The organism is Paraburkholderia sp. IMGN_8 (assembly GCF_038050405.1).
Classification (GTDB): Bacteria; Pseudomonadota; Gammaproteobacteria; order Burkholderiales; family Burkholderiaceae; genus Paraburkholderia.
Genome location: NZ_CP150901.1, coordinates 3,599,396 through 3,616,455, shown reverse-complemented (window position 1 = coordinate 3,616,455; position 17,060 = coordinate 3,599,396). Strand labels below are relative to the sequence as shown.

Sequence of the window (17,060 nt, the reverse complement as noted above, 5' to 3'; positions counted from 1 at the left end):
GCGGCGCTCATGTTGCGTTACCCAGATAGGCGGCCTGTACGGCCTCGTTGGAGGCGATCTCCTCTGGCGAGCCTTCGGCGAGGAGGCTGCCCTGGTCGAGCACCGTGATTCGATCAGCCAGATGGAAGACCACGCGCATGTCGTGCTCGATCAGCACGATGGTGAAATTGCCCTCGCTGTGCAGGTGGCGCACGAGCTGCGTAATCTCGTGAGTCTCCTGATCGCCCATGCCGGCGGTGGGCTCGTCGAGCAGCAGCAGGCGCGGCTTTAGCGCCAGCGCCATCGCGATCTCGGCAACCCGCTGGTCGCCGTGCGGCAGCTCGCCGACCAGCCGGTGCGATTTGCCGGCAAGACCCGTGAGCTCGAGCGTCTCCTCGACGTGACGACGAACCCGCGTCCGCTCGTTGCTGCTGATCCACGGGCGCAGGCGAAAACCCTCCGTCACCTCCGTACTGATGCGCACGTTCTCGAATACCGTCAGTTCGGGAAAAATCTCGGTGATCTGGAACGTGCGGGCGATGCCGGCCGCGACGCGCCGATACGCAGGAAGCGCCGTGATGTCGACTCCGTCGAACACGATCGTTCCCATGCTCGGCGGGAAAAAGCCGCTGATGAGATTGAAAAAGGTGGTTTTGCCTGCGCCGTTCGGCCCGATGACTGCGCGCAGCTCGCCCTTTTCGACGGTGAGCGATACGTCGCGCACCGCGGCCAGGCTGCCGAAGCGTTTGCTGACGCGTCTGACTTCGAGCACGCTCACGAGTCGCTCCTGCGCTGGATGAAGCCGAGCAGCCCGCGCGGGAAAAACAGCACGATCGCGACGAACAGCAGGCCGACGAACGACATCCAATTGACCGTGATGCTCGAAAGATAATCCTGCAGCACGACGAATACCGCGGCGCCGAGCAGCGGCCCCCACAGACTGCGCATGCCGCCCATCACCGCCATCATTACGAAATCGCCGGACTGGCTGTAGTGCAGCCCGCGTGGATCGGCGAAGTTGTTCAGCAGTGCGTAGAGCGCGCCTGCGAACCCCATGAAGAAGCAGGACAGCGTGAAGGCGATCCAGATGTGCCGATCGACGGGAACGCCGAGAAAGCGCGCACGCCGCTCATTTTCGCGGATTGCGATCATGGTGCGCCCGAACGGGGAGCGCAGGATGAAGCCCATCAAACCGATCGCCAGCGCAAGGCAAAACAGCACGAAGTAGTAGAACGCGCTGGCGTTCGACAGGATGTCGATCCGGGCCACGCCGAGATCGAGCGGCTGGCGCGAAAAGCCGCGCAACCCGTCATCGCCACCGGTGACGGAGCTCCATTGGAAGGCGATGTAGTAGAAGACCTGCCCGAAGGCGATGGTGACCATCGCGAAGTAGACGCCGCGTCGCCGCGCGATGAGTGCGCCCAGCAGTGTGCCGGCAATGCCGCCGAGCAGCGTGCCGCACAGCAGCGCGAGCGGTGTGCTCGGCGCTAGAAACTTCAGCGCGAAGCCGGCGCCATAGGCGCCGAGCCCGAAATATGCCGCGTGCCCGAAGGACAGCACACCGGTGAAGCCGAGCAGGAAGTTCACCGACATGGCGGCCAGTCCGAGCACGAGCACGCGCGTGCCGAGCGCGGTGTAGCCGCCGAGCAGCGGCATCCAATAGGGCGCCAGCAAGAGCACTGCCCAGAGTGCTGCGATGACGACCAGCCGGGGAGGGTGGAGGTAGTCGCTCATGTCATCATGCCTTCTTCGCCGAGCAGGCCGCGCGGCCGGATCAGCAAAACCACAGCCATCAGTACGTACATGATGGCCTCGCTCGCCGCGGGGAGGAACACCGCGGTGATGCCCGAGGCGACGCCGATCAGCAAGCCGCCGAGCAACGTACCGGTGAGGCTGCCAACCCCGCCGACGATGATGGCGATGAAGCTCGGCATCAGGAGGCCGGTTCCCATCGTCGGCTCCAGCCCGAGCTGGCCCGCGGCGAGCACGCCGCTCAGGCCAGCGAGAAAGATGCCGACGGCGAAATTGAGCGCGCGCAGCCTGCCCACGTTGATGCCGAGCGCCGCGACAGTCTCGAGGTCGAGCGTGCCGGCCCGGATGCGTATGCCAAGCCGGCTGTAGCGCAACAGCATGAAGAGCAGTGCAACCGCGATGGTTACAGTGCAGACCATGAACAGGCGGTAGCCGGTGATAAAGAAGAGCTCGTTGCTCAAGGGCTGAGCCAGCGCGGGCGGAATGGTCACGGGCTTGCCCTGCGCACCCCAGATGAAGCGGGTGCCGTCCTCGATCATGAAGGCGAGGCCGAACGTCAGCAGCAGGCTGTAGAGCGGATCGCGCCCGTAGACCCGCCGGATGAGCACCCGCTCGACGGCGAGACCGATGACGGCCGTGCATATCGGCGCGATCAGCAATGCACCCCAGAACCCGACATACGGCGTGATCGTATAGGCAATGTAACCGCCGATCACGAGAAAGCCGCCATGGGCGAAGTTGATCACGTTGCTCAAGTTGAGAATGAGCGACAGGCCAAGCGCCATCAGCACGTAAAACGCACCGATGATCAGCCCGTTGGTGACGTTGAAGAGGAGTAGTTGAGTCATTGGCCGCTCATATCCGGACGCAACCCATGCACGAGCCGCGTCGGGCAGCCTGGGTCGCTGTGTTGCCACGCATGCATGTCAGGTTCACGGCAACGGCTGCCGGCACTACCGCGCGGACATCGTCTTCGGGATCAAGCCGGCCACTGCAGCTTGCAGCCGGTCGCAGCCTCGGGCGGCGCAGTCTTGTCGCCAGCGACCACGCGTTCGACACGGAACAGATCCTCCGGGTCGCCCGCCGGCTGGGACAGCGCCTCGCCGACGAACGACGAAGTCATCAGCTGGTGGTCTCCCTTCCGGTAGTAACACTTGTTGGGCTGCAGCTTGACGTCGTCCGCGAGTTCGAACCCGCCGAGCGCCTCGGCGAGCTTTTTCGCATCGAGGCTCTTTTCCTTGTTGGCGACCGCAGCGAGCGTATGAACCGACGTGTAGCCGAACCAGTGGCGTGCAGTGGGGACTTTGCCGCCGTTCATCTTGCGGATGTCGGCGACGAACTTCTCGACGCCCGGGACACCCGGCTGCTTCCAGTACCACTCGAACATCCAGATGCCGACTCGCGCCTCCGGCGGCATCGCCTCGAGCGATTCGAGCTCCTGTTGAAGCCCCGCAATGTGGATCTGCTTGCCGATGCCGAACTGCGCGATCTGCTTCAGGCAGTTGACCATGTCGGAACCTTGCGGCAGCACCAGCAGAACATCGGGGTTGGCCGCGCGCGCCTTGATCAGGTACGCGGAGAAATCGGTCGTGCCGAGCGGCGTGAGCTCGTTGCCGGTCATCGTGCCGCCGAGCTTTTGCAGATCCGCCAGCGCGGCCTTCTGCAGCGTATGGCCGAAGGCGTAGTCCGGCGTAATGAAATGCCACTTCTTGCCGTACTTGGTGAAGAGGAGGTCGGCGACCGCGTTGGCCTCCATGCTGGTCGTATTGCAGACGCGAAATACGTTCCACTTGCAATCGCTGCCCGTGATCGTGTCGGTGTGGCCGCCCGAGACGATGTGCAAGACCTTCTTCTCGTTGGAGACCTGGGCGATTGCCTGGGCGATGCCGGAATTCACGTCCCCGATCAGAAACGTGACCTGATCACGATCGATCAGCTTGCGTGCCTTCTGCACGCCGGTGCCGACGTCGTTCGCCGAGTCTTCTACCAGCAGCTCGATGGGACGCCCGAGAATGCCGCCGTTAGCATTGACCTGTTGCACGGCGAGCCTCGCGCCCGTTACTTCATTCTGTGCAACTGCAGCATAAACGCCGGTCAACGGATCGACCATGCCGATGCGCAGCGGTGTCTCGCCGCGTGCCTTGATGATGAAGGGCGAGGCGAGCTGCAACGCTGCAGCGGCAGCGGCCCCCTTGAGCACCGTGCGACGACTAACGGCGCGGATACGACCCGGAGTTTTCATAGTGGTTCTCCCTGATTTCTTCACGTCGAACCGGTCAAACGCCTGAATCCTGAACCGAAGCGTGAGAATCCTCGGTCATCACAATCTTGATCTCGTTGGATGGGATCTACAAGATATCGTTTTGCCTCCCTCCGGCTAACGGACATCCGCTTTCGCGAGATGCGAACCACGGGTTGTGGTCGAGCGGGCGCCGGACATTTTCATCGCCGCCCGAGCTATTCCTTCACCTTACCAGCCGCTTGGAGAATCCGCTCCCGCACGACGCTAATCGCCTGTTTCAGTGCGTAAACCTCCTGAAGATAACGCTGAGGAATCCGTATCTGGCTGGCATGTGCATCAATGTTCTCGATTTCATCGCGCCACTGTGCAATCTGGTCCGGAGTTGGTTGCCTGTTGCTCCATATTTCGTCTTCCAGCGACTTGAGTTCGCGATACCAGATCACGAGCCGGCTTTTTATCCGCGCCTCCGCCATGCGCGGCAATGCCTGTAGCAAACCTAACAGTAAGGCCATGAAGGGAAGCAGGATCAGCAGGCGTCTTTCGATAAAGCTGGCCAGCCAGAATGGCAGGTAGCGCTGCAGGAAGGGACGGCCGGATTTGAAGTACCGCGTGCTTTCGTCGGAGAGGGGAAATTCCTCGGTGTTCAGGTTCGGAAACGTGCCGAGCGGCGTGAAGTAATCTTCGCCGCCATGGACGGTTTTTGCCGCGTCCAGCAGCAGGTAGACCAGGGCGGGGTGCATGGTGTCTTTGGTCACGAGCAGAGCCGTGGCGGCCAGCAGGGTGACATCGGCCTGCGGAAGATCGTTGACGATGCTGGTCGAGGCGCGCGGAAAAATAATCTTGGACAGAGAGGGGAATTTTTGCACCAGGGCATCGGCTTGGGCAAAGCTCATCAGCTTTAGATCGCTGTTCAGCAGCGTTGTCTGCATCGCAGCATCGGGTCTGCCGATAAAGAAAGCTGCATCCAGTTGGCCGTTTTCGAGGCCTTGATAAGCCTTGACCGCATCCATTTGCAGCAGCGTGGTGTTGTCGCTGGTGACGCCGCTATAGTCGAGCAGCACCTGGGCGACGTTAAGCAGGCCGCTACCGGGAACGCCTATCGCAATCCTCTTGCCGCGCAGTTGTGCCAACCGGTTGACGGTCGCGCCGCCGCGATAAAACACCCAGATCGGTTCATATGAAACGGCAGCGATGGTTTGCAGGTGGTCGGTTTCCTTTGGACTGGTGGTGCCTGACTGGATAAAGCCCACTTCATATTCGCTGTCCGGATTCGCCAGCCGCTGATAATTTTCGATCGAACCGGACGAACTGCGGATATCAAGTGTGATGCCATCGCGCTTGAGGACGGGGGCGTAGCGATCGGCAAAGCCGCGATAGATGCCCTTGTCCGCGCCGGTCGTGATGACGATCGTGCGCTGGATGGCGGGCTTGAGTACGGTCGCCGTCGCCCAGCCTATTGCCGCCAGCAACACTATCGCGCCAATGATGAGCAGCCGCCGGCGTCCCGGTGTCATGGGGGTTTTCTGGCTACGCTGAAGCGCTGGGTTGTGCTTGGGCATTGTGCTGTCCTTCCCCTCTGTGCTCTCTGGTTGAGCCTGATATTCTGCGCCGTCGGCATGTTTGCTCCACGGGAAGAAGCGATTTTGGTTGTCGGGTGCTGTGCGCGTTGTCTTTCCTGGGGATCAGGGAAGGAAACGTGCCTCATCCCGAATGGCCGGCCGCTCGCTTCGATTTCGCCCGGCGCGCGAGCATGGTCATTGCCTCGACAAACGCAGAGAACGCCATGGCCGCGTAGCAGATCACCTCCAGCCCCGAGTGGCCGAGGAAGTGCGTGCCTTTGTGGAACGCCATCAAGCTCTCGCTGCGGATCAGCAGCGCGACCATCGCGCCCGAAGCCGCTGCGGTCTGCGCGCCGTACCGGAAGCAGGCCACCACGGCGCGCACCAGCGTTGCGCCATGACCAGCACCGACGCAACTGTCAGATATTCTGGACTACGGCCCAACTCGCAGAATTAGCCCAGAAGAGACCTGCACCATCAGATAGTCGCCGCCGACGCCGACCCAGGAATAGCCGCGCGGAGGCGGAGCAAGCCGGTAGGCGCGCCAGTCATCGATCACATATTGTCGATCGCGGTATTCGGGAGGCAGACGATCACCCTTGCGCCAGTGTCCGGGCGCGTTCGCCGAGTTGCCCGGACCCTCGGGGTCGTGTCCAGGCGGAACCTGTTTCGGGCCGTGCCCCTTTGATCCTTGACCGTGATTGCCTTTACCAGGGTTGTCGTGCGGCGGTTGCGCGATAGCGAGCGACGATGCCAGCATACCCGTGACCATCAGCGACGCGAGAAGTACGCGGGATTTCTTCATGACTTATCTCCTGTCAGATTCGCAGCATGGGGGGGAAGCAATGAAACGGACAACCGGGTTAAATCCGGCCAGGTCCGTATGTTGATGGTCGCAGCCAGTCGTGCGTAAAATCTTTATGGCGTCCTCGTGCGCTTTGCCGGCGAGTACGATGCGATACCTCCATTGGCTTCTGGCTCCCCGTGAGTCCAGCAGCGGACGATCACAAGTTCTATGCGCCTAGCTGCGATTCGGCATTTGGAACCATGCGTCGACAAAAATGCCTTTGTAAATCTTCGCACTTCTCCATTCAGAATCAGGCCCATTAGCCCGTGCTGACTGTCGCCCGGGGGGCGATACCATTCGAGACTTGGGCTTCGAGTTCATCCAGTTGCAGCAGCAGGCTGTCCAGCGAGCGCAATTGCGCATTGGTCAGGTGCTGTGCATCGAGCAGTTGATGAAGCCGCCCCCGCCAGTAGGCGCCCGGCAGAATCGGACCCGCGAGGTCCCCGATCATTGATGCGCCCATCACCCGCGCAAGATGTGCAATTTCGACGTCGAATAACGTGGCCATGCTTTCCCTCGCAACGTTCGTTCTTGTTGTGTAACGAAGAGCAACTACAACCCTAGTCCAAATTCCGCAGATTAACAATTGTGTTGATTATTAGTCGCCTCGCTAAAGCCGGGAGCCTCTCATCCCAGAAATTCACACTGCATCACATGCAAACAGGCGGCCAGAGTTTCTCCCGGCATGACAGAAAATGTTAAAAATTTCGGTTACTGGTCGTTGCAATTTGCTCGATTTACTTACAGGGCCTTTCCGTATCCTTCAGCACACAACAATGAAGGAGGATTCCCCATGAAAACGATACTCAAAACGCTGACGTGCGTGCTGGCGTTTCCTCTCGCGCTTGCCGGATGTGGCGGCGGAGGTGGCGATGGCGGCAGCACCGCCACCGGCACGCTCCATGTTCAGATGACAGACTCCCCGTCATGCGGTTTCGACCATGTATATGTGACGGTCAGCAAGGTTCGCGTCAACACGAACGCGCAGGCCGGTGACACTGACGGCGGCTGGACTGACGTGGCATTGTCGAGCCCGCAGAAGATCGATCTGCTGTCGCTGACCAACGGCGTCCTGGCCGACCTTGGACAAACCGCATTGCCCACCGGCCAGTATCAGCAGGTTCGTTTGGTGCTCGCGCAGAATCAGGGCAATACGCTGGCGAATTCGATTGTTCCGACCGGCGGCAGCGAGCAGCCGCTCGACACGCCAAGCGCCACGCAAAGCGGCTACAAGATCATCCGGCCGTTCACGGTTCAACCCAACACGCTGGTCGATCTCGTACTCGACTTCAACGCGTGCAAATCGATCGTCCAGAAAGGTAACGGCTCGTACAGTCTGAAGCCGGTCGTGACCGCGACGCCAACGGTCGTGAGCGGCACGATCTCCGGCTACGTTGCGCCGGCCGAAGCGGGGGCCGCTGTCTATGCGGAGCAGAACGGCCACGTCATCAAGGGCACCGCTGCCGACAGCAACGGACAGTTCGTGCTGACGCCGCTCGAACAGAGTTCGACCAACGGCAACTATGATGTCGTCATCGTGCAGAATAACGTTGCAACGGGTATCGTGCGCTCCGTGCCGGTCGTTGTGAATACATCGACGGTCGTGGCCACGTCGTCGGCACCGATCGTGCTGCCGGCATCCGTCATGCACGTCGCAAGCGGGACAGTTCTGCCGGTCAGCGCGCAAGCCATCGTGCGGGCACTGCAATCGGTTAGCGGCCTCAGCTACGAAATCACCAGCGCGAACGCCAATCTGGATAGCGGTGCCTACGCGATGAACCTGCCAGCCGCCGCGCCACTGATCGGCACTTATTCGGGGAGCCTGCCGGTCGCGCTAACCGCGGTCGCAAGTGCCGCTGGACAGTACACCGCAGAAGCCGATAGCGTGAGCGGTGCGACCCAGTCGTCCGCAGTCAACGTATCGGTAACCGATCAGGCCAACGTCAACTTCGGTTTCTAAGGATCACTACGCGATGAAGAAGGAAGGGCGCAAGCCCTTCCTCGGGGAACCCCATGAAAAAAATCTTCTGTCTTCTGACTGCAGGTGCCGCCCTGTTGAGTGGCTGTGCGCTGTATGTGCCTGATTCGCCGGGCATGCTTGTCGTGCCGCAAGGCGGGCCCCAGGGTGGTCCGGGCAACGGTTTCTGTCCGCCGGGACAGGCGAAAAAGGGGAATTGCTGACGAGAAGAAAGATGAAACACAGAGGGCGCCTGCGGGCGCCCTCTGTGTTTCATCAAGTCGAATGACTGATGGCGATGTGCTGGCTGTGGTGAGGCTTCGCGCTCACCCGCGCATGCGAGTGTGAATGCGCGTGATCTGTGTGAGCGGCGTGAAGACTGTGACGGCTCGTTTGCGCGTCAGCGCGGTCCGCCTGCGTGTCCGATCGATCCGCCGCGCGGGCAAGGCCGACATCGTGGTCGGCTGAATTAAAGCCGTTGGTATTGCTGACTCCCTTGCTGCTCATGTGGCCGGCGGACATGCCGCCCGCGTTGCCGCCCAGACCACCGTGTCCGGCACCCCCGCTGCTTCCCGCTCCACCGCTTCCACCGTTTCCGCCTCCATTGCCACCCGCTGCCGCAAGGGCTGACACGGACGCAAGTGCCACGAGGCTGGCGGCAATCCATTGCACTGTTTTCATTTTCGCCTTCTCAAAGTCCACCTGAATGCTTCGATTGTACGAACGGCGCGCGCTGGTAACCGCGAACACTTGTAATTAACTGTAAGTTTCGTGGTCTCATAGCCACGGATCAGGCCTCGATTCCTCGGCCGATTGCGACAAACCAGGCAGATTGGCTCCGAACCAGATGTGGCTGGTGTCCGTTCGCAAAGTACGGAAGCAAACGCGGCGGAGGGCGGCCATCGTCAATACGCGAACGGTCGGTTAGGCCAATTACAGGTGTCAAAGCTGGTTTTTCGAACGTCTGCTCTACGCTCTGACAACGGCCTTTCGTCGGACGCTGCCATACAGCGGTTCGTCGGCGATTGCAGACGTTCGATACCGTGCGCGGGCAAACGCGTAGTGAGCCAGGGCTCTGCCGTCTCTCTTCCTGAATGAAGCGACGACGACAAATGCCTCCCCAATCTGTCCGCTAAGTTACTGACTTATTGGTAGTGGAGAATAAAAGGCGAATGCGCGGTCGGAATCTGTAATGCCATAAAGACATGTGAAAGCATGGTGTCGATTCTTGTTGAAGGGACGAGATAACGGCAATGAACAATGATGCGCTCGCGGGCTTTGCTGCGCGCGCATTATCGTCGTTCAGTCCAGCGGCACGGGCGAATTATGCAATGTGAATCGAGTGAAAGTAATTCGTTAGCAGAATCGCACGCCATTGACTTTTTTTTGTCCCTATATCGTCATTGCCACCCTATAATTTCTTCCCGTCGTAACGCTTTGTAAGAGAGGCAGCGTCTCCACGCAGGGATCTGTCCGTCGTTGCCACACGCCACATTACTGCTTGCTCGTCCGAGTAACGTCATGGAGGCGTTCGTGAAAAAAATTGCCAATGTAATTAGTACACCAACATTTAGAGGTGCCTTGCTTTGCGGCGCCGTTTCCGTCGCGCTTGCCGCGGCTATCTGGCCGGCTGTCGCGGAAAGCCAGCAGCAGGCTGCGGTAGCGGCTGCGGCAGTGAACACCGCGTCGCCGATCAAGCATGTCATCGTGGTGGTCGGCGAGAACCGCACCTTCGATCACGTATTCGGTGCTTACACGCCGCGCCGGGGGCAGACGGTGGCGAACCTGCTGTCGAAGGGCATCATCACGGCCGACGGCAAACCGGGCCCGAACTTCGCGCTGGCCGCGCAATACACGGCCAGTGCCACGGACCCGAAGCGCTTCGATATGGCGCCTGGCGGCAAGCAGCCTTATACGGTGCTGCCGGCACCCAATACCGGCAATACGGCAAGCGCGCCGAGCGATACCAGTCCGCCGCCGTTCGCCACGCTCGCCGCGGCGCAGGCCGCCGAGGGCGCAATGATGGAGCCTTGGGACGTCGTGCACCTGACCACCGGTGCGAGCGGTTTGCCGACGCATAGCGTCGATACGCGCTTCGGCTCGAACACGTATAACCTGCCGAACGGACCGTATCAGATCTCGCGCGTCGGTCCCGATTATGACCAGTACATCAACAGCCCGGTGCACCGCTTCTACCAGAATTGGCAACAGGCCGATTGCAGCCTCGATCACGCCACGCTCGATAATCCGAGCGGTTGTCAGATGGATCTGTTCGCGTGGGTTGAGACGTCGGTGGGCGCCGGTTCGAACGGCAAGCCGCGGCCCGCGAACTTCAACGACGAGACGACCGGCGAAGGAGCGACCGCGCTCGGCTATTACAACGTGAATACCGGCGACATGCCGTACTTCACGCATCTCGCGCGCGAATTCACGATCAGCGACAACTATCACCAGCCGGTGATGGGCGGCACGGGCGCGAACAGCATCATGATCGGCACCGCCGATGCGCTCTACTACACGGACGGCAACGGCAATGCCGCGAAGCCGCCGGCCGATCAGATCGAGAATCCGCTGCCGCAGGCAAACACCAACAACTGGTACACGCAGGACGGCTATTCGGGCGGCACGTATAGCAACTGCTCGGACAGTCATCAGCCCGGCGCCGGCACGCTGCGCCACTACCTGGACCGCCTGCCGTACAAGCCGGACGCGAAGTGCGCGCCGAACACGTATTACCTGCTGAACAACTACAACCCCGGCTACAACGGGGACGGCACGGTCAATACAAGTACGTTCACGATCCCGCCGTCGCCGGTGCGGACGATCGGCGATACGCTAATCGAGAAGAACATCTCGTGGAAGTACTACGGCGAAGGCTGGAATACGTTTGTGACTACGCCGGCCACGAGTGTCTACTGCAATATCTGCAACCCGTTCCTGTATGAAACCGCGATCATGACGAACCCCGCGCTCGTCAAGGCGCACCTGCAGGACACGACCGATCTGTACGCGGACATTGCGAATGGCACGCTGCCTGCGGTTTCGTTCGTGAAGCCGGGCGGTCTGCTCGACGGGCACCCGGAGTCGTCGAAGTTCGGACTCTTTGAATCGTTCGTGCACAAGCTGGTCGACAAAGTGCAGCGCGACCCGAGCCTGTGGGCTTCGACGGCGATCCTGGTCACGACCGACGAAGGCGGCGGCTACTACGACTCAGGCTACATCCAGCCGCTCGATTACTTCGGCGACGGCCCGCGCATTCCGATGATCGTCGTGTCGCCATACTCGCGCGGTGGCCGTGTTGCGCACCAGTACGCGGATCACGCGTCGATCGTGAAGTTCATCGAACGCAACTGGCATCTGAAGCCGATCACGGAAAGAAGCCGCGACAATCTGCCGAACCCGATCCAGTTGCAGACGCATCCGTATGTGCCGGTCAATGCGCCAGCCATCGGCGATCTGTTCGACGCGTTCGAGTTTCCGCGCACGCCGTAACGGTGTGGCGTGGAGGGCAGGGCCGGACCGGCTCTGCCGCTCTGAAGGATTGCACCGCGCGGCCGGCCTGGCGCGCGGTTTTTTACTTCCGGTGTTTCGTGTTTGTGTCTATGCATGCGTGCCGCCTCGAGCGCGCGGCATGCCGCCACTTTCGCTATCGTGCTGCGTGCGCGGTCGCCCGGACCGCCTTTCGTCATGCCGCAGCAGCGCTTGCTGCCATTGCGTGTGATCGTAGAACGCCCATTGGCAGGCGGGGCAAGTCTTCAGTCGGGACCATTTATCGGACACGATTGCTTGTGCCACGGCCAGGCAACTTGCGAACGAAGCCCTGAGTTCAACCCGTCACGCATCGCAACGCAAATGCCGCCCACTTGTTACAGTTAAGCCTTCGAGCATCGCTCGGCCGGCGAATGTGAGCGTCGACGATTGTCTGTCATTGGGTCGAAAATTCTTGGCGACCGCTGAACGTGCTAATGCGGACGCGTTCACCGATAGACCGCACACAGAGGAGACGCCAGCGCCTAACGCCGCTCAAGTGCTTTGCCGATCGATGATGGTAAAACCGGTGTCGATCTTCACCTGGGTTCGCACTATTTCGGAGCGCGGATCGGCAGCGAAGCGCGCGAGCAAGGCCTCTGCCGCCTTCGCACCAATGGTTATGCCGTCGATGCGAACCGTGGACAACGCGGGATAGACATGTGCCGCCGTACTCAGATCGCCGAAGCCCATGACTGCAAGTTCATGCGGCACACTTAACCGACGGCTTGCCGCTTCAGCGAGCACGCCTTGAGCTAACGTGTCCGAACTGCACACAATGATTTCCGGCGTCGAGGAGGCCAGGATCCGGCCGAGACCTTCCCGGCCGGCCTGCAATGTCGCGGGGGCAGGGAGCACCTCGAAAGCTGGCTCAGCAACGCCAAGCCTTGCCAGCTCGCTTTTGATGCTTTCGCAGCGGCGCAGGCCGCGTGGGTCGTCTACGGAGACGATGCCGAATTTCCGGTAGCCTTTGTCGAACAGGTGCCGGGCCACCTCTGTACCGACCTGCTCGTGCGAGAACCCGATCACCATGTCTATCGGCGTGTCGGTTAGGTCCCAGATCTCGACGACGGGAATCTTTGCTTTCGATAGCCGGTCGACCGTCGCATCGGTATGACGGGTGCCGGCGAGCACGATGCCATCTGGCCGCCGGCCAAGGATCGCTTCGACAAGCGCCTCTTCGCGTGCCGTCGAATACGCGGTAAGACCCAGCAACGTCTGGTAGCCCGAAGATGTCAGGCCGTCCATCAGTGACTGGACGGTGTCCGCAAAGATCGAGTTGGCGATCGTCGGGAGCAAGATGGCGACCAGCTTGCTCCTGTTGCTGGCAAGTCCTCCAGCGAGCATGTTGGGCACGTATCCCGTCGCGCGAACCGCATCGAGCACCTTTTTCTGTGTATCGCTGCGCACGAGTTCCGGTCGATGGAGTGCACGGGACACGGTCATCGGCGCGACGCCTGCCACACGAGCCACGTCGATCAGTGTCACGCTTTCGCCGGGGCTCGCTGGCACTGCCGGCTCCCGCTCAATCCTCTTTGTCATCGACTTGCCCTGTTGGCGATCCACTCGCGTCGTGCGGCGCCGTATGCCGCACGGGTTAGCTCAAATCCTTTGCAAGCTCGCGGACCATCCGCAGCCCGCCGGAATTAGACCATGAACGCCCTATCCACGACCAACCGCGGGTGAGCGCCGGTCCCAACTGTCTAAGTGTAAACCACGATGATTGCGCAATCATTATTAACTTGAATGATTGCGCAATCATAGTAGGATCGAGTCCATTGCTCGGAATCAGAGCCGGCAGGAGTCGTCCGCGACCGCACGGAACAGCTCAACAACCCCAGGAGACAGAAGTGGCAACGGAACCGAACACCGCAAGACGCACCAACGTCCGATGGTTCATCCTTGCGATGATTTTCATCGTCACGGTGTTCAATTACGTGGACCGGGCAACGCTATCGATCGCGGCGCCCAGCATGCGCCACGAGTTGGGCTTCGATGCGTTCACCATGGGCATTGCGTTTTCCGCGTTCGGGTGGGCGTACACGGGCATGCAGATTCCTGGCGGCCTGATCCTGGACCGATTCGGTGCGCGGGTCGTGCTTGGTCTGAGCCTGATCGTCTGGTCGGCGCTGACTTTTGTGCAGGGCTACGTGCATCTGTTCGCGTCCGCGTTCGTTGCGCTGTTCGCATTGCGTTTCCTGATGGGCGCGGCTGAGTCGCCGGCCTTTCCGTGTAACAGCCGGCTCACGGTGATGTGGTTTCCAAGCGCGGAGCGCGGCCTCGCAACGTCCATCTTCCAGTTGGCGCAGTATTTCGCGCTGGCTGTCTTTACTCCGGTCATGACCTATACGGTCAGCAGGTGGGGCTGGCATTACGTGTTCTTCACGACGGGCGCGCTAGGCGTGCTGATCGGACTGTGGTGGTTGAAGTCTGTGCGGGAGCCGCAGCGCGACCACCGCGTCAACGCGGCCGAGTTGGAATACATCGCAGCTGGTGGCGGACTTCCAACCATGGGCGACACCCCGCGACCGTTCAAATGGCGCGAGATCAAGTCGATTGCGGCTAACCGCATGATGATCGGGGTTTACATCGGTCAGTTCTGTCTCACGTCGATTACCTGGTTCTTCCTGACGTGGTTTCCCACGTACCTCATCGAAGCCAAGGGTATGTCGATTCTCAAGGTCGGCGTCGCTGCAGCGATACCCGCGGTGGCTGGGTGCCTCGGAGGCCTGATCGGGGGGCTGTGGTCCGACTGGATGCTCAAGCGTGGATTCAGTCTTACGGCAGCACGAAAGACGCCGATCATCACCGGCCTCGTGTTGTCAAGCACGATCGTCGCGGCGAACTACATCCACTCGACCACGACCGTGATCCTCGTGATGTCGCTTGCTTTCTTCGCGAAGGGCGTCGGCAATCTCGGATGGTGCATCGTCGGCGACGTCTCGCCGAAACACGCGATGGGCATCAGCGGCGGCATCTTCAATCTCTGCGGCAACCTCGCGAGCATCGTTACGCCGCTGGCCATCGGCTGGATGATCAAGAGCACTGGTTCGTTCGAGGTCGCACTCACCTATGTCGCGGCGCTCTCGCTGCTCGGCGCTTTCTCGTATCTGTTCATTGTCGGCAAGCTCAAACGCCTGGAGGAGGGGGAGTCCGACGGGACTTCGCCCAAGGGCGCGCCTGTTACCGCCTTGAACCCACGCCACGGCAACTGACGCCGTGAATCAAGCTCTCTCGCAAAGGATAACGTTCATGATCGCTACCAGCTCCCTCGCTTCTGGCGCGTCAAATGACCAGATCAAATGGATTCGTATTGCATCGACCATTCTCCCGTTGGCTAACCCCATCAGCGATGCCAAAGTCCTGACGGGTCGCCAGAAGCCGATGACGGAAATTGTCATCCTGTTCGTCGAGATCGAAACGGCCGACGGTCATCGCGGTCTCGGTTTCAGTTATTCGAAGCGCGCCGGTGGGCCGGGTCAGTTTGCCCACGCAAAAGAGATTGCGCCCGTATTGCTCGGCGAAGACCCGAGCGACATCGCCCGGCTGTGGGACAAGCTTGCGTGGGCGGGCGCCTCGGTTGGACGCAGCGGCATGGCCGCACAGGCGATCGGCGCATTCGATGTTGCGCTATGGGATCTGAAAGCAAAGCGAGCAAACCTGTCGCTCGCCAAACTGCTCGGCGCACACCGCGATTCCGTGCGTTGCTACAACACGTCGGGTGGCTTTCTCCACACGCCGCTCGAGGAGTTGCTGGCGAATACGGATGCGTCGCGTGAGAAGGGCATCGGCGGTATCAAGCTGAAGGTGGGCCAGCCCGACTGTGCGCTGGACATTCATCGCGTGCAAACCGTCCGCAAGCATCTGGGCGACATCTTCCCGCTGATGGTCGATGCGAATCAGCAATGGGACCGGCCCACAGCGCAGCGCATGTGCCGCACGTTCGAGCAGTTCAACCTGATCTGGATCGAAGAGCCACTCGACTGCTACGACGCCGAGGGCCACGCGGCGCTCGCCGCGCAGTTCGACACGCCGATTGCGACGGGCGAGATGCTGACTAGCGTTTCAGAGCATTGGGAGTTCATCCGCCAGCGCTCGGCTGATTATCTGATGCCGGACGCGCCTCGCGTCGGCGGTATCACCCCGTTCCTGAAGGTGGCGACGCTAGCCGACCACGCGGGACTGATGCTGGCGCCTCACTTTGCGATGGAGCTTCACGTGCACCTTGCAGCCTGCTATTCGCGCGAGCCGTGGGTCGAACACTTCGAGTGGCTCGAGCCGTTGTTCAATGAGCGGCTCGAGACCCGCAATGGCCGGATGATGGTGCCGACTCGCCCGGGGCTCGGTTTGACGCTTAGCGATCGCGTTGCCGGCTGGACCGCACAGGAAGTGGAAGTCGGAACTCGCGCTTAAGTTGTTCACACCAATGTCCCCGCCCAACGTCGGCGACTTGTCGCACGTGCGGAACATTCACACCGCCAGCGTAGCGGTGAGACTGTACTAGCGGGAGCGCTGCAAGGAGGCGCGTCACGGCATTTCCCTTAGGAGACGACCATGAACGCGCGTCAAAGATGGTGGAGTATAGGAAGCCTGCGGACAATCGCATTTGCCATCGCATTGGCGTTAATCGCGCTGGGGTCCGGTGTTATGGTCTTTCGATCCCTCGGGCGCCATGGCGATTGATTGGGTGTTCTTGTCGGTGCAGGCTCGCTCCATCAAAGGTTCGCCGCGCCGGCAACGCTTTCGCGCGTACGCTGCCAGCTTCGATAGTCGATCAGCGAGTGGAGATGTGCTTGCAGGTGCTAGAAAAGATCCAACTTTGCCTTACGTCTTGGGTTGCGTGGCTTGGGCTCGACGCCCACGCGCCAGTCGCGCGCGAGTACGAGCTTCGTCATTTTTTCGGCGGTGGATTCAAACGCCGGATCGTCTTGCGGTACATAAAGCCATTTGCCCAACACAGGATGCGGCTGCAAAGCGGGCATTTCGTCAATGAGCGCAGCGTGGCGTTCTTGCGATGTGCACACGAGCAAGCCATTCCACGGCTCGTCGCGATCGGCGACAACCAGACACAGCAGGCCATCGATGTATGCGGCATCGCTGCCGAACATCCTCTTGCGCATGTAGGTTGAATCGCGCTCGAATGCTTCGAAAATCCAGACGAGCGAGTTCCTGATGGAGGAGGGCATTGGCGTGAAC

Annotated in this window: 14 protein-coding genes and 1 pseudogene; 4 read left to right on the top strand and 11 right to left on the bottom strand. The window is 60.8% G+C overall.

What is annotated here, in order from left to right; all coding sequences use genetic code 11:
- Positions 1–7 precede the first annotated feature (7 nt).
- The 8 genes and pseudogenes from WN982_RS37390 to WN982_RS37355 all read right to left on the bottom strand — a co-directional run bounded on the left by WN982_RS37390 (position 8) and on the right by WN982_RS37355 (position 6,887).
- Positions 8–757 carry an ABC transporter ATP-binding protein gene (locus tag WN982_RS37390; RefSeq protein ID WP_341316992.1) on the bottom strand — a complete coding sequence of 250 codons (750 nt, stop codon included), beginning with the start codon at positions 755–757 and terminating at the stop codon, positions 8–10.
- Entirely contained in the window at positions 754–1,635 is an 882-nt protein-coding gene (locus tag WN982_RS37385; RefSeq protein WP_341316991.1) for a branched-chain amino acid ABC transporter permease, read from the bottom strand. The genes WN982_RS37390 and WN982_RS37385 overlap by 4 nt, the downstream gene beginning before the upstream one ends.
- 74 nt (positions 1,636–1,709) lie before the next feature.
- Complete coding sequence (locus WN982_RS37380; RefSeq protein ID WP_341316990.1) at positions 1,710–2,579, bottom strand: branched-chain amino acid ABC transporter permease; 870 nt, start codon at positions 2,577–2,579, stop codon at positions 1,710–1,712.
- A gap of 131 nt (positions 2,580–2,710) precedes the next feature.
- On the bottom strand, positions 2,711–3,973 hold the full coding sequence (locus tag WN982_RS37375; protein ID WP_341316989.1) for an ABC transporter substrate-binding protein: 1,263 nt from the start codon (positions 3,971–3,973) through the stop codon (positions 2,711–2,713).
- A gap of 215 nt (positions 3,974–4,188) precedes the next feature.
- Positions 4,189–5,532 carry a TAXI family TRAP transporter solute-binding subunit gene (locus tag WN982_RS37370; RefSeq protein ID WP_341316988.1) on the bottom strand — a complete coding sequence of 448 codons (1,344 nt, stop codon included), beginning with the start codon at positions 5,530–5,532 and terminating at the stop codon, positions 4,189–4,191.
- A gap of 232 nt (positions 5,533–5,764) precedes the next feature.
- Positions 5,765–5,920, bottom strand: a pseudogene (locus tag WN982_RS37365) (nitrate reductase); the annotation flags it as partial.
- 45 nt (positions 5,921–5,965) lie between these two features.
- A complete protein-coding gene (locus WN982_RS37360; protein ID WP_341316987.1) occupies positions 5,966–6,337 on the bottom strand; it encodes an RcnB family protein in 372 nt (123 codons plus the stop codon).
- A 301-nt stretch (positions 6,338–6,638) separates the two neighbouring features.
- The gene (locus tag WN982_RS37355) at positions 6,639–6,887 is read right to left on the bottom strand and encodes a hypothetical protein (RefSeq protein WP_341316986.1); all 249 of its coding nucleotides are present in this window, start codon (positions 6,885–6,887) and stop codon (positions 6,639–6,641) included.
- A 285-nt stretch (positions 6,888–7,172) separates the two neighbouring features.
- On the opposite strand from WN982_RS37355, the gene WN982_RS37350 reads away from it, so the two are divergent.
- Positions 7,173–8,339 (top strand): DUF4382 domain-containing protein, encoded by a 1,167-nt coding sequence (locus WN982_RS37350; RefSeq protein ID WP_341316985.1) that lies wholly within the window; start codon positions 7,173–7,175, stop codon positions 8,337–8,339.
- A gap of 273 nt (positions 8,340–8,612) precedes the next feature.
- Here the strand turns inward: WN982_RS37350 and WN982_RS37345 are convergent, their stop codons facing one another.
- Entirely contained in the window at positions 8,613–9,017 is a 405-nt protein-coding gene (locus WN982_RS37345) for a hypothetical protein (RefSeq protein ID WP_341316984.1), read from the bottom strand.
- 840 nt (positions 9,018–9,857) lie between these two features.
- On the opposite strand from WN982_RS37345, the gene WN982_RS37340 reads away from it, so the two are divergent.
- Positions 9,858–11,828, top strand: coding sequence for an alkaline phosphatase family protein (locus tag WN982_RS37340; RefSeq protein ID WP_341316983.1), 1,971 nt, complete (start codon positions 9,858–9,860; stop codon positions 11,826–11,828).
- 531 nt (positions 11,829–12,359) lie between these two features.
- Here WN982_RS37340 and WN982_RS37335 read toward each other — a convergent pair.
- The gene (locus tag WN982_RS37335; protein WP_341316982.1) at positions 12,360–13,352 is read right to left on the bottom strand and encodes a LacI family DNA-binding transcriptional regulator; all 993 of its coding nucleotides are present in this window, start codon (positions 13,350–13,352) and stop codon (positions 12,360–12,362) included.
- A 362-nt stretch (positions 13,353–13,714) separates the two neighbouring features.
- Here WN982_RS37335 and WN982_RS37330 point away from each other — a divergent pair, with 362 nt between their 5' ends.
- On the top strand, positions 13,715–15,079 hold the full coding sequence (locus WN982_RS37330; protein WP_341316981.1) for an MFS transporter: 1,365 nt from the start codon (positions 13,715–13,717) through the stop codon (positions 15,077–15,079).
- Between the two features lie 37 nt (positions 15,080–15,116).
- Positions 15,117–16,277 (top strand): mandelate racemase/muconate lactonizing enzyme family protein, encoded by a 1,161-nt coding sequence (locus tag WN982_RS37325; protein WP_341316980.1) that lies wholly within the window; start codon positions 15,117–15,119, stop codon positions 16,275–16,277.
- A 389-nt stretch (positions 16,278–16,666) separates the two neighbouring features.
- Here WN982_RS37325 and WN982_RS37320 read toward each other — a convergent pair whose 3' ends face one another.
- Positions 16,667–17,050: a hypothetical protein gene (locus WN982_RS37320; protein WP_341319553.1), complete on the bottom strand. Its 384-nt coding sequence runs from the start codon at positions 17,048–17,050 to the stop codon at positions 16,667–16,669.
- Positions 17,051–17,060: the final 10 nt, after the last annotated feature.